Origin of the sequence: Acinetobacter bereziniae (assembly GCF_016576965.1) — a bacterium.
GTDB classification, from domain to species: Bacteria; Pseudomonadota; Gammaproteobacteria; order Pseudomonadales; family Moraxellaceae; genus Acinetobacter; species Acinetobacter bereziniae.
Window position 1 is genome coordinate 1,823,064 of record NZ_CP066119.1, and the last position, 15,882, is coordinate 1,838,945.

The 15,882-nt window shown below is 39.0% G+C and carries 12 protein-coding genes and 1 pseudogene; 6 read left to right on the forward strand and 7 right to left on the reverse strand.

Features of this window, described 5'->3' with window-relative positions:
* The first annotated feature begins 391 nt into the window (after positions 1-391).
* The 3 genes from I9192_RS08485 (at position 392) to I9192_RS08495 (ending at position 2,403) form a co-directional block, all read left to right on the forward strand.
* Positions 392-1,000, forward strand: a complete 609-nt coding sequence (locus I9192_RS08485; RefSeq protein WP_005029820.1) for a TetR/AcrR family transcriptional regulator — start codon at positions 392-394, stop codon at positions 998-1,000.
* A 4-nt stretch (positions 1,001-1,004) separates the two neighbouring features.
* The gene (locus I9192_RS08490; RefSeq protein ID WP_005029818.1) at positions 1,005-1,982 is read left to right on the forward strand and encodes a zinc-binding dehydrogenase; all 978 of its coding nucleotides are present in this window, start codon (positions 1,005-1,007) and stop codon (positions 1,980-1,982) included.
* 64 nt (positions 1,983-2,046) lie between these two features.
* Positions 2,047-2,403: a DUF1304 domain-containing protein gene (locus I9192_RS08495; protein ID WP_004831305.1), complete on the forward strand. Its 357-nt coding sequence runs from the start codon at positions 2,047-2,049 to the stop codon at positions 2,401-2,403.
* Positions 2,404-2,498: 95 nt separating this feature from the next.
* Here I9192_RS08495 and I9192_RS08500 read toward each other — a convergent pair whose 3' ends face one another.
* The 3 genes and pseudogenes from I9192_RS08500 to I9192_RS08510 all read right to left on the reverse strand — a co-directional run bounded on the left by I9192_RS08500 (position 2,499) and on the right by I9192_RS08510 (position 6,358).
* The gene (locus I9192_RS08500; RefSeq protein ID WP_005029817.1) at positions 2,499-3,155 is read right to left on the reverse strand and encodes a hypothetical protein; all 657 of its coding nucleotides are present in this window, start codon (positions 3,153-3,155) and stop codon (positions 2,499-2,501) included.
* A gap of 69 nt (positions 3,156-3,224) precedes the next feature.
* A pseudogene (locus tag I9192_RS08505) lies at positions 3,225-4,753 on the reverse strand (alkaline phosphatase).
* A 15-nt stretch (positions 4,754-4,768) separates the two neighbouring features.
* A complete protein-coding gene (locus I9192_RS08510; RefSeq protein WP_005029812.1) occupies positions 4,769-6,358 on the reverse strand; it encodes an alkaline phosphatase in 1,590 nt (529 codons plus the stop codon).
* Between the two features lie 566 nt (positions 6,359-6,924).
* On the opposite strand from I9192_RS08510, the gene I9192_RS08515 reads away from it, so the two are divergent.
* Positions 6,925-7,677: an IclR family transcriptional regulator gene (locus I9192_RS08515; RefSeq protein ID WP_004831299.1), complete on the forward strand. Its 753-nt coding sequence runs from the start codon at positions 6,925-6,927 to the stop codon at positions 7,675-7,677.
* A gap of 362 nt (positions 7,678-8,039) precedes the next feature.
* Here the strand turns inward: I9192_RS08515 and I9192_RS08520 are convergent, their stop codons facing one another.
* From I9192_RS08520 to I9192_RS08535, 4 genes are all read right to left on the reverse strand, one after another.
* Complete coding sequence (locus tag I9192_RS08520) at positions 8,040-9,536, reverse strand: CoA-acylating methylmalonate-semialdehyde dehydrogenase (protein WP_005029809.1); 1,497 nt, start codon at positions 9,534-9,536, stop codon at positions 8,040-8,042.
* Positions 9,537-9,582: 46 nt separating this feature from the next.
* Positions 9,583-10,743, reverse strand: coding sequence for an iron-containing alcohol dehydrogenase (locus I9192_RS08525; protein ID WP_199958083.1), 1,161 nt, complete (start codon positions 10,741-10,743; stop codon positions 9,583-9,585).
* Positions 10,744-10,775: 32 nt separating this feature from the next.
* Complete coding sequence (locus I9192_RS08530; RefSeq protein WP_004831296.1) at positions 10,776-12,167, reverse strand: GntP family permease; 1,392 nt, start codon at positions 12,165-12,167, stop codon at positions 10,776-10,778.
* A 516-nt stretch (positions 12,168-12,683) separates the two neighbouring features.
* Positions 12,684-13,076, reverse strand: a complete 393-nt coding sequence (locus I9192_RS08535) for a hypothetical protein (RefSeq protein ID WP_005029804.1) — start codon at positions 13,074-13,076, stop codon at positions 12,684-12,686.
* Between the two features lie 376 nt (positions 13,077-13,452).
* Here I9192_RS08535 and I9192_RS08540 point away from each other — a divergent pair, with 376 nt between their 5' ends.
* Together I9192_RS08540 and I9192_RS08545 are read left to right on the forward strand one after the other, a co-directional pair.
* Positions 13,453-14,796: a spinster family MFS transporter gene (locus I9192_RS08540; protein WP_058970689.1), complete on the forward strand. Its 1,344-nt coding sequence runs from the start codon at positions 13,453-13,455 to the stop codon at positions 14,794-14,796.
* Positions 14,797-14,886: 90 nt separating this feature from the next.
* The gene (locus I9192_RS08545; RefSeq protein ID WP_009584619.1) at positions 14,887-15,882 is read left to right on the forward strand and encodes an AraC family transcriptional regulator; all 996 of its coding nucleotides are present in this window, start codon (positions 14,887-14,889) and stop codon (positions 15,880-15,882) included.

Consider the following 15,882-nt stretch of genomic DNA (forward strand, 5'->3'; position numbering starts at 1 on the left):
ACATAATCAAAAGATAAAATATGGAGAGGTACGATTAAAACATCGTTCATAAACACATCCAGATCACTGAATGCTTAGAAAATTAATAAATATCAATTGATTATAATTTTAGGTTTTTTGTTGAGTTTATGTGTTGGCTAATCATGAATAAAGTGTATAAAAAATGCTGTCATTATGTAATAAATTTAATGTTTAAAAAACAGTCTAAAAATGTATAGAAGTAATACTGACCAGCAGAGGAGGAAAGTGAATTTGTCAGTTTAAAACTAAAAATTAAATAAATATCATGTAATTAGTTATGAATTAACTATTTGTACCGATTAAAAATAGCAATACTACACCACAAATAAATCAACTAGACGACTGGTCTATTACTGGTTATAGTGTAGTCATGAAAAGATCAGATAAAAGTGAAGCAACTCGACAACATATTCTCAACACTAGTTATAAATTAGTGTTACATAAGGGTTTTGTTGGAGTGGGCTTACAGGAAATTTTAAAGACTTGTGACGTTCCGAAAGGATCGTTTTATCATTATTTTGCCTCCAAAGAGGCATTTGGATGCGATCTTTTAAAGCAATATCTCGCTAATTATAAAGTCAAAATAGATGAGCTTATGCAGATAGAACAGGGCAATGCATATGCGCGTTTAGTGGCACTTTGGCAAGCATGGATTGATGACCCAAGCCATGATGATGGTGGTTGGGCTGAAAACTGTTTAATTGTAAAACTTGCAGCTGAGGTCTCAGATTTATCTGAAGATATGCGTCAAATTTTAAATTTTGGCATAAGTAAGCTGACACAACGTATTACGAATTTACTTCGTGAAGGGCAACAAGATGGTTCAATTCCAATAGATATTGAACCTGAAAAAATGGCACAAACCATGTATCAGCTCTGGTTGGGTGCAGCCTTATTGGCAAGACTCGCACAAGATAAACAACCGCTTTATCTTGCATTGGAAACAACACAGCAATTACTAAAACCATTAAAGGATTGAACAAATGCAAAGTATTATCCATCGTAATTTTGGCGAACCAGTTGATGTATTAGAGTCAGCGGAAATGCCTAAACCTGAACCGAAAGCAGGTGAAGTTCGTATTAAAATGATTTTATCACCCATCCATAATCATGATGTATGGACGGTAAGAGGTAATTATGGCTACAAGCCTACACTTCCAGCAATTGGAGGAAGTGAAGGGGTCGGCGTCATTGATGCTTTGGGGGAGGGTGTAGAGCAAGTATCGCTGGGACAACGTGTTGCTGTTGCAGCTGTGCATGGCAGTTGGGCAGAGTATTTTATTGCACCCGCACATGGTGTGGTTCCATTAGTAGATACAATTGACGATGAAACAGCGGCTCAATTGATTGGTATGCCAATCAGCGCATTGATGCTGCTAGATTTTATAGATCTTCAAAAAGATCATTGGTTGATTCAAAATACTGCCAATGGTGCTGTGGGCAAAACAGTAGCCATGATTGCACAGGCTCGTGGTCAAAAAGTCATTCACTTGGTTCGCCGTAGTGAAGCTATTGCAGAAATGAATGCCTTAGGTATTGAAAACGTTGTTGCTACAGATCAGGCAGATTGGAAACAACAAGTCAAAGCAATCCATGCAGATCAGCCTTTGATGGCTGGGGTAGATTCAATTGGTGGTAAAGCCAGTGGTGAAATGTTGGCTCTACTCAGTGAAAATAGTGTCTTGGTTTCTTTCGGAAGCATGACTGGGGAGCTGATACAGATCTCTTCGGGTGATTTGATTTTTAAACAAGCCGTAGTGAAAGGTTTTTGGGCAAGTGTAGTGAATAAGCAGTTGTCTAAAGAACGTAAAAAAGCTTTGATTGTTGAACTATTGACGCTTGCCGCTCAGAAAAAATTGGTACTCCCAGTTGAAGGCATATTTAGTTTTGATCAAATTAAACAAGCTGCGGCGAAAGCCACTCAAGGCGCGCGTCAAGGTAAAGTACTGTTAAAGCCATAATCGTATCTGACATAGATCGGCAGTAGTGCTGATCTATTACCATATTTAAAAATAAGGAAAAAAAATGGTTGGACAAATTTTAGTCGGTTTAATTGCACTGTTGCATGTGTATATTCTCGTGTTAGAAATGTTTTTATGGGATAAAGCTTATGGGTTAAAAGCATTTGGCAATACTTTAGAGAAAGCACAACTGACCAAAGTGATGGCGCAAAATCAAGGTCTGTATAATGGTTTTCTCGCTGCTGGTTTATTTTGGTCTTTATGTGCACCTGAAATCTATGCAACTGCGTTGGCGAATTTCTTTCTCGCTTGTGTATTGGTAGCAGGTATTTATGGTGGACTGACTGCCAGTAAAAAAATTATCTATATACAAGCAATCCCAGCGCTATTGGCATTGCTTGCGGTAAATTTAAATTTTTAAAGTAAGGATAGTGTGTACAGTTTTGTAGGTTTGAGAATAATTCGAGCTAAGCTATTTATCTCGTTAAGTTTATTGAATCTATGCTTTAGCCAAAATCAATCCCCAAAATCTGCATATTCTTTCGAGATGAATTTTCCATATTGAGTCCATGGTGGCGTAATATTCACTTGTTGGATGTGGGTTTTGGTCAAGCTGTAACTTTGCCCATTTAAGCTGCGAATATCGATGATCAGCGCTAAATTATTTTTATTGTCCCATTTTACTTTAATCTTATTTTTTGCATTTTGGCTCTCATACCATGTATAGCCATTACCTTGTTGAGTGATTTTCATTTTTTTCACTGATCGGGAATCAAAAATGGAAAAGACACAAGTCCAGCAGTTGGTCAAACCCAGCATTTCAATATCTACAGTTTGTAAATGAATGACAGTTTTATCCTCAGGCAAAACCAAATTGAGTCGTGTTGATTTTTTATTGTCGAGAAAATAATGTTGTGCCGTTTCAGATAAATCTAGGTGTTTATGGCTGGGTTTATTTTTAGCATTGGTTGAATGTTGATGATGTTTTGGAAGCACTCGCTCAAGCCAAACATTATTTTGATCACGATACATGTGTTCTTGAAATACTGAAGTGTGGGTAACACCATCATTGCCAATCACTTGAGACTCTCGGCTAATGGTCGCTTTAAGCACTGGTGCGGCTTGAACAGTATGGATGAAGAAGATAAGTAAAACAGTGATAATGAAACGCATAAATAACCCTGTATAAGCAAGAAAACCTCAGCTAGATACACCTCGCTGAGGTTTTAAATAGATCAAAATTTAGAACCCAAAAGCTTCTTTTAATTTGCTAAAGACCCAAGTGTTATCACGTGTTCCTTTAAATATCGATGAACCTGCACCCTCTGCATATAGCATGACATCACCACCACCATGGGTTTCAGAACCAGATGCACCCATGCGAATCCCAACTTCTTGTAGATAATCATCAGAAGCAGCATCTTGTTCAGAAATGTTGACACGAGAAGTCGGACGAGGACCACCACCATTACCAAATACCAGTACTGATCCATTATTGCCATTTACATCAAGGGCAGGAGCATGTGGTTTTCCATCCGCCAAAATGCGATTTGGTGCGGCAGCTGTGTTGGCAACAGCATATAAATAACTTAAGCCTAAAATCCCCGGATTAGTCGTTGTAGTTTTTCCTGTACGGGCGTTGTAGCCATTAAAGGTTAGGGTATGGTCATGGTCTGCTGTGACCACGATTAAGGTGTTTTTGAGATCAGGATCAGTTTGTTTCACTTTGTCTAAAGCGGCTTTGATCGCATTATCAAAGGCGATAGTGTCTTGTAGTGAACGTTTGGCATTAGTGCCATGCAGGGCATGGTCAATACGACCGCCTTCGACCATCAAAAAATAACCCTTGTCGCCACTTTGTGCCTGTAGCATCTCAAGTGATTTTACGGTCATTTCTGCAAGACTAGGTTGATCTGGTGCCTTACCATTCAAGCGATCCAGATCATAGGCAAGGTGAGAGGTTGCCGTATAAAGACCAATATATTTTTTGTTGAGTGGCGCAGATTGCATTTCGGCTTTGTTTGCACCAACGGTATAACCTTTTGCCGACAGTTCACTTAATAAATTACGTCCATCAATACGCCCTCTGCTATTGCTAGGGCTGTATGGGGTAAAGTGATTACGACCACCGCCCATCAATACATCCACACCATCAAGTAGTTTGCTGTTGTAGCCAGCCCCACCAGGAATAATTTGACGGGCAATTTCAAATTGGGCATTTCGATTACATACATGTGCAAAAGTTGCAGCAGGGGTTGCATGGGTCAGTTCAGTTGTGGTGATTGCCCCAACTTTTTTGCCTTTGGCTTTTCCAATTCAAGAATTGTCATTGCAGCTGTACCTGCCGCAGTGCTTGAACCAGGTTCTGGACAACGATTTACAGCATTCCGAACGCTTGTCCCATCAGGTGCTTTACCTGCTGCTGGTTCAACGGCTACTGTACCAGGACTCATCCCAATCACTTCATTACGGGTTTTCTGTCCTGTCATGTAGGCTGCCATTGAAGGTGCGCTATCCGTCGTTTGTCCATCTTCAGAAAAGGTTTTGATACGCACAGCACGGCTAAATGTATCCATGGTGAGTTTACCTGATTCACCATAAGCATATATTCGACTGGCAGTGACCACGGTTGGTCCCATACCATCACCTAGAAAGAAAATCACATTTTTGGCTTCACCCGCTGCTTGAACAGACATACTACTCAGTAATAATGTGGCAGCAATGATGGACGCCCCAAGGTTGATTTTGTCTCGTTTTATATTTTTTGACATGGTTATATTCCTTGTTTATAGACCAATGGCTTTTCGAATACGTTGAAACACTTCAGTATTTTCAAGGCTGCCGTAAAAGTTTTCAGATCCAGCTCCTATTGCACCTAAAAATACATCTGTTCCTCCATGTGTTTCGTCATCAGCAAAACCTGTTTGAACGACGGCTTCTTGTTGAAAGTCATCTGAGGCAACCCCTGTACACCAACCAACAGTACTGATGTCTGTACCGAGACTGTCTTTATAATTTCCAACAGGTCCTTTGACTGGATTACAAATATCGTTGTCGACGAGCGCACCACGTGGTTCTTTACGATCAAAATCAAGGCGTTTTTTACCTGTACCAAATCCGATAATGGCATACGGATTTCCGTTAATATCTTTTGCTACACCTTCACCGTTATAGTTTTTAACCAGTCCAAGAACACTGGTTTCTCCACCTTTAACATATTTCCCTGTACGCTTTGCATAGCCATTCAGAACCATTGTATGGTCATGGTCAGCAGTGACGACGATCAATGTATTTTTGAGTTCAGGGTCTGTTTTTTTCATTTTTTCAATTGCAGTTTTAATTGCATTGTCAAATGCCACAGTGTCTTGAAGCCCTCGTTTTGCATTGGTGTCATGGAGTGCATGGTCAATACGTCCACCTTCTACCATCAAGAAAAAGCTTTTATTTTTAGCTTGTAGTACATCAATCGCTTTGCTGGTAAGGTCGGCAAGACTCGGTTCATCAATTTTTTTATTCAATCGATCAAGGTCATAATTGAGATGACTAGAATTAAATAAGCCTAAAAGTTTTTGAGTTTTGCTTGGATCGACTTTTGCAAAATCAGTTCCATTTGCAACAAAGTTATAACCTTGCTTTTGCATTTCCTGAATAAGATCACGACCATCGGCACGTTTTCCACCCGCAGAGGTAGGTTTAAATTGTCTTAAACCACCACCCAAAATGACATCGACACCATCTTTGAGCTTAGTGTTATATGCTGCATAACCTGTGCCTTTGCCCCCTGGAACCAGTTGTGCTGCAATATCGTTTTCTGCATCACGGTGACAAACATGAGCATATGTGGTTGCAGGCGTAGCATGAGTAACACGTGTTGTGGTAACAATGCCTGTTCCCATTCCTTTTGACTTGGCAAGTTCAAGTAGGGTTTCTGCTGGTTTTTTATCTTTATTGTCGGCAGCACTGTCGCAGTTACTTGTTCCATTGCTATTGGGTGGTGTCGCAACAGTTCCTGTTTGCATAGAAATAACTTCGTTTTTCATTTTCACGCCAGTCATATATGCAGCCATAGATGGAGCGCTGTCTGTGACTTGACCATCTTCAGAAAAGGTCCGTACAAAAGCTGATTCTGGTAAGCGATCAATGGTTAAATCGCCATCTTCTCCCACTGAATAGATGCGTGCAGCGGTTAAGGTGGTGATGCCCATCCCATCACCCAAGAAGAAAATGACATTCTTCGTCGTTGGTTTTACTGGTGTAACCACTTGCGGATTATCTTTGTCATTGTCCGAGCAAGCTGTAATGGTTGTACCGCCGAGGATTGCTAACAAGCTGAATGCGAGAAGTTTTTTCCTCTTGGTTGTTTTTAGAAAGAACATAGATCAAACACCCTTTGAATAATAATAATGGCTTTTTTTTGTTCAATTTGAGTCTAGCCACGGATCATGACACTTTTATTTCTATGTTTAAAATTTCTTAAAAATGACTAAATTGTAATTTAACGATGATGTCTTCATATGGTGTCGTCAAAATTAAAAAATGAACGATGATGATGACGCAATAAAAGCAAGTTGTTTCGTCAATCAAATGATGCTTGTAGGGAGGGAACGGATTCAAACTAAAATCTTTTCACTTTCATTATTGTTGAATGCCAATACGCATTGATCTTGAATAATGCTTTTGAGGTGGATTCATGTAAGTTACTGAATCCTCATTAGAATCCATCTTGTTTGAAATGATTATGTATGACCTTTCAGGGTTTACTTTCAGAAAAACCTTATCAAGTACAGCCCCAAATATTAAATATAAGTCGTCTATAAGGCGGTTGATGTCTATCTTTGGAATTATTGATAAAACCTCAATTATTATTTATCAGATACAATCTGTTATGATAAACAAAGTGCAGAACATAGACTGACCAGATTGAATTGTTGGGAACATCAGAATGAATAAAAAAGGTTCATCAATTACACGCGTTTTAGACATTATTGAAGCCATATCAACAGCAAAACATCCACCAACACCCCTCGATCTTTCCGTTGAACTGGATATACCAAAACCCAGTATTCATCGCTTACTACAGACACTGGAACAAGAAAAATTCGTTAAAACGGATATGTATGGTGGATATATCTTGGGTGATCGAACCTATAAATTGCTGCTAAGTTCTTGGGAGCAAGAGCCGCGAAAAATGGAACGATTGGCGATATTACAAAAACTCTCAGACCAAATTAATGAGACTTGTGGCATTGCCATCCTAAATAATAATCAAATGTTATATACCGACCGAGTACAAGCCAACTGGCCATTGCAGGTGTATTTACCTGTCGGTTCAACTGTTCCTTTATGGTGTAGTTCAAGTGGAAAACTTTTTTTAAGTTTTCAACCCAGTCAACGTAGAAAAAGTATTTTAGAGCATTTACCGATTACGCAACTCACTCGAAATACCATTACTGACCCAGTATTACTTGAAGAAAATTTAGACCAGATTTATTTAAATAAAATTGGAACAGACAATGAGGAATTTATTTCGGGTATGGTGGCATGTTCAGTACCGATTCAGCGTGGTGATACGATTATTGCCTGCTTATATGTACATGCACCAACCATCCGAAAATCGCTTGAAGATCTGTTGCAGTTTGAACCTTTACTACGTCAAGCGGCGCAAGATTTAAATAAATTAATTGAAGTTGCATAAAAAAGCAGGCGATAAAGCCTGCTTTTGTTAAAACAAAGTTAATAGCTGATGTTACGCAGTAACTCTAAAATTAAATTTTGGAGCTAGAAGAATATGGATACGCGAAAACGTCATCCGCAATTGCTTGAGGCAGGACTCCTTCTAATAAGTAAAGTTTCTGCGAAACTTTGAATATTTTGACGATAGTGAACGAGTTCTGCGGATGACAATGGTTTTGGGTACTTTTGACAAAACAAAAGTACCTCGAGCCGAAGGCTATTCCATAAATTTAAACTTTGGATGTAAGACTCCGTCGTGTAAATTTAGCTTTTTCTTTTTCACCTACTTAATTTAAATCAAGTGCGTAACATCAGTTAATAGGATTAATTTAATGTCGGCATAGCAAACTGTGCGCCTTCACGGACATTGGTGCTTGGCCAACGTTGAGTAATGGTTTTTCTACGTGTGTAGAAGCGAGCACCATCTGGACCATATGCATTTAAATCACCAAATAATGAACGTTTCCATCCGCCAAAACTATGATAAGCCACAGGAACTGGAAGCGGAATATTAATACCCACCATACCGACTTTGATGTGATCACTAAAATAGCGGGCAGCTTCACCATCACGAGTATAGATACACGTTCCGTTGCCATACTCATGATCATCAATCAGATTCATGGCTTCTTGCATGGTTTTTACACGAATGACTTGCAGTACTGGACCAAAGATCTCTTCTTTATAACTGGTCATATTGGGCTGAACTTGGTCGATTAATGTTGCACCAACATAAAAACCATTTTCATAGCCAACTGGTGCTGCATTTCGACCATCAACAACAATTTTTGCACCTTGCTGTTCTGCGCTACTGATATAACCCTCAACCTTTGCTTTATGTTGTGCAGTAATGACGGGACCAAAGTCATTGTTTTTGTCGGAGTATGGACCATATTTCAATGTACCGATTTCATTAGAGAGCTTTGAAATCATTTGATCTGCAATCTCATCTCCTACAGCAACCGCTACAGATAATGCCATACAGCGTTCACCTGATGAACCAAAAGCCGCACCAAGTAATGAGTTTACGACATTATCAATATCTGCATCTGGCATAACGATGGCATGGTTTTTGGCGCCGCCCAATGCTTGGCAACGTTTACCTGCCGCTGTTGCGGTTTTATAAATATATTCTGCAATTGGTGTTGAGCCCACAAAACTCACAGCTTGGATACGTGTATCATGCAGTAAAGTATCCACTGCTTCTTTGTCACCATTGACCACATTGAGTACACCATCAGGTAGTCCAGCTTCTTTGAGTAATTGTGCAATATATAAGGTCGAAGATGGGTCACGTTCAGACGGTTTTAAGACAAAGGTATTTCCGCAGACAATCGCCATCGGGAACATCCACAAAGGCACCATCACAGGAAAGTTAAAAGGCGTAATCCCTGCAACCACACCTAAAGGTTGAAATTCGCTCCATGAATCAATTGAAGGTCCTACATTTTTACTAAATTCACCTTTTAAAAACTCTGGTGCGCTACAGGCATACTCGACATTTTCAATACCGCGCTGTAATTCTCCTGCTGCATCGTGTACTATTTTTCCGTGCTCTTCACCAATCAATTGGCAAATTTTTTCAGCATTTTGTTCAAGCAACTCTTTGAATTTGAACATGACACGAGCACGTTTGATCACAGGGGTGTTACGCCATTCAGGAAATGCAGCTTCAGCAGCAGCAATAGCCTCTTCAACTGTAGCTTTGGTCGCTAATGCCACTTCTTTTGTTTGCGTACCGAGTGATGGATTGAAAACAGCTTGAGTTCTGCTGTGTTCATTATTTAAAGCACCGTTAATAAAATGTCCGATTAATTCCATGTTGGGATATCCTCATTGTGATAAAAAATAGTAAAAGGGTGTTCAGTCATGACCAAAGTTTTTGGTAGAGCGAGACCATTTGTTCAACTGTAGGAACAATAGGGTTGTTGGATGGTGAACCAGATGCCAGCGCTTGCTCTGCCATGGTTTGCACTACCTCATCGAAATATTGTTTGTCTACACCAAACTCCGCCAAAGTCGGCACTTTGAGATCGCGATTGATTTCGATTAAAGTATTAATTAGTTTTTGATTTGCCACGTCATTTGAATCATCAAGATGTGCGCAGCCCATTGCTTTAGCGCATTCTGCATAGCGTTCAGGTGCAGCTTGTATTGAAAATTCAGTGATCATCGGCAGCAACATGGCATTGGATAAGCCATGTGGAACATGGAAAAATGCACCAATTGGACGACTCATTCCATGCACTAAAGCGACTGAAGCATTGGAAAAGGCAATGCCTGCAAAAGTAGAGCCCAGCATCATTTTTTCACGAGCTTGTTCGTGATCAGGCTGATGATAAACAACTTGCAAGTTTGGTCCGATGAGTTTCATCGCTGCAATTGCTTGAGCATCACTATATGGTCCGGCTTTCTTACTGACATAGGCTTCAATCGCATGCGTTAATGCATCAATACCAGTATCTGCCGTGGTACGAGCAGGTAAGGACATGGTGAGTTCATAGTCAATGATGGCGGCAACAGGGAGAAATCCTAAACCTGCACAGAGCATTTTTTCACTGGTGAGATCGTTGGTAATGATGGTAAAACGGGTACATTCCGAACCTGTTCCTGCTGTTGTGGGAATGGCAATAATTGGAAGTCCCATTTCATTGACTTGACGAGGAAATTTATAATCCGAAATTTTTCCACCATGTTTGCTCAAAATACTGATCGCTTTTGCACTGTCAATTGGGCTACCACCACCGATTGCAATAATCGCATCGTATTGATGAGTTTGCACATGATGAACGCCAGCTTCGATTGAACCTGAAGTCGGTTCAGGAATCGTTTCATCAAAATAGTCACTCTCAATTCCTGCTGTCTCAAGAATGTTTTGAATCTGTTGAATATAACCCAACGTAACCATCATTTTATCGGTAATGATCAGTGGCTTTTTTGCACCTAAACTTTCAAGAATCGCCGGGAGCTTCGCTCTGGCATTTTTTCCAACTTCCATAATCCTTGGAAGGTTAACTGAATGAGACATCTTTAATTCCTTTCGTAATGGATGATGTGTTTTTAAAATGAACCGAATAATGTTCCCAGTGTGATTACGCCACATAGCGCAATCAGTGGAATAATGACCGCAACCACAAACATGTCGTAATAAGATTGTTTGTGCGTCAAGCCACATAAGGTAATAATGGTAATTACAGCGCCATTATGAGGCAGAGAATCAAGTGCCCCAGAAGCCATAGAAGCGACACGGTGCATAAGTTCTTGAGAAATACCGTGCTCAATCGCAAGGTTTTTATAGGTTTCACCCATGGTATTGAGTGCAATACTTAATCCCCCAGATGCCGAACCTGTGATACCTGCCAATACGTTGATCACAATGGCTTCCGAGATCAGCGGATTGTTCGGTGCTATGCCGACCAAAAAGTCCCGTAAGATAATAAAACCAGCCAATGATGCGATGACCGAACCATAGCCAACTTCCGAGGCAGTATTGAATATGGGTAAAAAGGAAGAGGAAACACCTTGTTGAATGGAATCTTTAATATCCACAATGGCTTTCCAGTTGAGAACAATAATACTCACACACGCCAAGACTAAGGCACAGATAATTGCCCATAATCCAATCACTGAATTCAATGAAGTATTACCAAACTTATCTGTTGCTAAATAGGCAGTGTCCAGCGAAGGTAAAATCAATTTAGTCAGCACTAAGTTGGTGATAATCACAATTAAAATTGGGGCAAATGCAATGATCAGACTTGGGTTTGATTTCACCAACTTTGTTTCAACATGCATTTCAACATGGTTGCCATAGCCTTCTTTATTGAGGTCTGCTTGTGCAAGACGCTTGTTTAACCACCACATGCCTGTCAGCAAAATAAAAATTGACGCTAAAGTGCCCAGACCCGGTGCGGCATATAGATCGGTATTAAAGAAAGGCATTGGAATCGCATTCTGAATCGCAGGAGTGCCAGGCAGAGCAGTCATGGTAAAGGTGAGCGCACCTAGCATTATCGCTGCTGGAATCAAGCGTTTCGGGATACCAAGTTCTTTAAACAGTGCTGAGGCAATTGGAAATACAGCAAAACCAACTACAAAAAGCGAAACACCGCCATAGGTCAAAATAGCGCAGGACAGCACAATAGATAACATTGCACGACGATGTCCTAATTTATCAACAAAAAAGTTGGCAATGGTTTGGGCTGAACCAGAGTCATCCATTAATTTTCCAAATACTGCACCCAATAAAAACAGTGGAAAATATTTGATGATATAACCGCCTAAACCTGTCATGAACACTTGCGAGTAAAAACCAAGCAACTCATTACTTAATCCACTCCAAGCCACTGCAAATAAAGCGAGTAGTGGAGCAAGTACAATAACGCTAAATCCTTTATAGGCTAAATACATCAGCAACATTAAGGATATGACTATTCCAATTAGTCCGATCATTTTTAAACATCCCGTTTATCATTCTATCTATAATGATACGATTCGTATCGTTATTAATGTATATAATTTAATCTTGATGATGTCAACAGAAAATTAAAAACGATTTTTTTCTTATACTGCCGAGATGAGAGAATCAGATTTGAGTACATTTTAAAAATGTTAGATTGTTTTGATGGGTGTGTTATTGCTTGATTTTATGAACAATTTAAAATTTCATATGCAATATAGACATTAAAATGATGTGATTTTTTAATGATCAGTTGTCGTTGAGATCGGAAGTATTGAGAAAAAAACTAAATAAAGAGAGGGTTTTACCATGAGAGGAAATAAATTTATTTTTATGGAGGGTTGAATGCATCGAAGATTGTTTTTTTAAGGGATAAAAAGACAAATACATTTTAAGCCGCAACAACTTTAAATGGCAGTAAAAGAGGAATATCACAAAATAGAGTATGCCCCATATACATTTAGCAGATCAATTAGATACAGGGCATGATTTATTGATGATGGTTATGTTTAAGATAAGAATGTTTCTTGTAAATAACTCCAGCGCATTTTTCCTTCAATTTCCTCAATCAGTGCACATGAACGGCGAATCAGTACACCCGAAGATTTGGTGTGTTTCTCAGTATAGCTAAGTACGATGGTATCTGAGCTCTGTGTCAGAATTTGCTCATCATAAATTTCAATTTGAAGATCGGGCATCTTTCCTTGATTATTTGCAAACAGCCCTTTGACTTCTTGGAGTTTAATTCGTTTTCCTGCCGCACCGACCATTTCAAAATGATCCGCAAAATAATCAATCAGAAGGGGAAGATCTTGTTCTGAATGTTGTCCAGTAAAAATCTTTTCGATCAATACATGCATTGTATGTATACTTTCGATTGCGTGTTCTTTTAAAAGTGCCATATCCATTTCCGTTGAAAGCTTTTCTCTCTTTTTATTTTATTGCAAAAATAAATGTAAAATTCAATATAAATTTAAAAAATATATTTTGGTCAGAAAATTATTTAAGCAATAAAATATCATAAAACCAAATATATCATATGTTTATAAATTATTTTTTAATTATTTATCATACTGAGGAAAATCGGGAATAGCCAAAATAGCAAAAAAGGTATAACTTTATACCTGAACTATTATGGAAAATTCCATGTAAAAATAATAATTATATGGCAGGATGATTTACCTTATTGAAAATTGACTGGAAAAGGAGATGTGTTCTGGTCGCAAGATTTTTCAATAAGTAGACCCATTAGAAAAATGGCATGGACAAGGAAGAAAGATGGATACTCATACAACTGAGCCAACAAGGGCTCAATCCAATATATATGCATGGTATGTCGTTTTACTGTGTATGTTGGCATATATATTTTCATTTATTGATCGACAGATATTGGCACTGATGATTGAACCGATTAAAGCCGATCTTGGTCTATCAGATACTCAGTTTAGCTTATTACATGGTTTAGCATTTTCATTGTTTTATGCTTTTATGGGCTTACCTTTGGCCTATTTGGCAGACCGATTTTCACGACCAAAAATTATTGCAATCGGTGTGGTCTTTTGGAGTATTGCAACAGCATTTTGTGGGCTCAGTAAAAACTTTATTCAACTGTTTTTAAGTCGTATGGGCGTAGGTGTAGGTGAGGCGGCCTTATCCCCAGCAGCCTATTCGATGTTTAGTGATATGTTTAGTAAGGATAAATTGGGACGAGCGGTAGCAGTTTATTCCATCGGTTCTTTTGTCGGAGGTGGTATTGCCTTTCTGGTCGGTGGGTACGTGATTGGTTTGCTCAAAAATATGGATACGATTCTGATTCCTGTATTTGGAGCACTAAAAGCATGGCAGGCGGCATTTATTATTGTCGGTTTACCAGGGGTATTTATTGGATTATTGGTTCTACTCACCGTCAAAGAACCAAAACGTAAGGGACAACGTTTAAATGCACAAGGCGAAGTGGAAAAAACCAGCATGGGTGATGCTTTCAAATTCATCAAAAAACATGCACAAACATTTAAATGTCATTATTTAGGTTTTACATTTTATGCGATGGCGTTGTACTGCTTAATCAGTTGGTCACCTGCATTTTATATGCGTAAATTTGGACTGACCCCAACAGAAGCTGGCTATATGCTTGGAAGTGTTTTATTGGTGGCAAATATTTTAGGGGTATTCTGTGCAGGCTGGTTAAATGACTGGTTTATTCAAAAAGGTCGTAAAGATGCACCCATGATTACTGGTGTTATTGGAATTGTCGGTTTAATTTTACCGATGATGATATTTACCCACGTCGATCAATTATGGCTCTCAGTTGTTTTCCTTGTACCTGCCATGTTTTTTGCATCTTTTCCGATGCCAATTTCAACCACAGCGATGCAAATGCTGGCACCAAACCAACTCCGTGCTCAAATTTCTGCCATCTTTTTACTCATCAGTAATCTGGTTGCCGTTGGAATAGGTACGACTCTGGTGGCATTAATTAGCGATAAAGTTTTTGAAAACCCACTGATGGTCGGAACTTCATTGAGTATTGTGGGAACAATTTCATGCATATTGGCATTTATTTTATTGAAAAAAGGCTGTCAGGCATTTAGTGACAGTATGCAAAGGGAACATGCTTCATGATTTAGTCATGTTTGATGACCAATCCGCGCCCATTCTTTAGTGATGGGCGTTGCTGTTGATTTGATCAATCCATAACAAGGGAGTGTAATGATGGAAATATCTGTCAAACTGAATCACCTTCATTATCTGGATGAATTTTTATTATTGAAGTCTGATGACTATCAGACCATCAAAGAACAAATTAGCCATTACTTATGTCCGCATCATTTTGATGTTGCTTTAAGAGAACCATTGAATACACGATTAAATGGTTTTAGTTTTGGAAATAATGCGCTCTACGATTTGAAATATAGTGCGCCTGTGATGATTACGATTGATGAGCGATCTAACTTTTATTTATTTCGACTTACGCTTGAAGGACAATGCAAAGTCAGTCTAGCAAATCAACATGTGCTGCAATCCGCTGGAATCATGTCCGTCACACATCCTTATACACGGCAACAGATTATCACCAACCAAGATTGTCGCAATATTATTCTAAAATTGTCACAGCACGATGTAGAAGCACAGTTATGTAAGATGTTGGGACATTCTGCTCATAAACCACTTCAGTTTGATACTTCGCCGTCTTGTACGAATGAGCGCATAGATGCTGTGATCGAAACGCTCAATTATCTGTGTCATGCTTATTATCATATTCACAACTGGCAATTTATTTCGAGTAGCTTTAGCCAGTATCTGATTGAATTGATTTTACTCAAAATTCCAAACAACTATAGCGAGCAGTTGCGTATACAAGGTCATCAGCTTTTACCACGGTATCTGAAAAAAGCCCAACAGTATATTCAAGATCAATTACAACAACCGATTTCATTGTCAAACTTGAGTCAACACTGTGATGTGTCGATCCGTACATTGCAAAAAGGCTTTGGGCAATATTTACAGCAAACGCCAGTGGAATATATCCGTGAGCAACGATTGAAGCATGTGCATCAGGCTTTACAAGCGACACAAATCAATGAAACGGTAACTGATATTTTATTGCGTTACGGTATCCAAAGTTTTGGACATTTTTCGACAATTTATAAAAAGCGCTATGGATGTTTGCCTTCTCAGACCTTAAAAATGAATACTCAGCTCAACTAA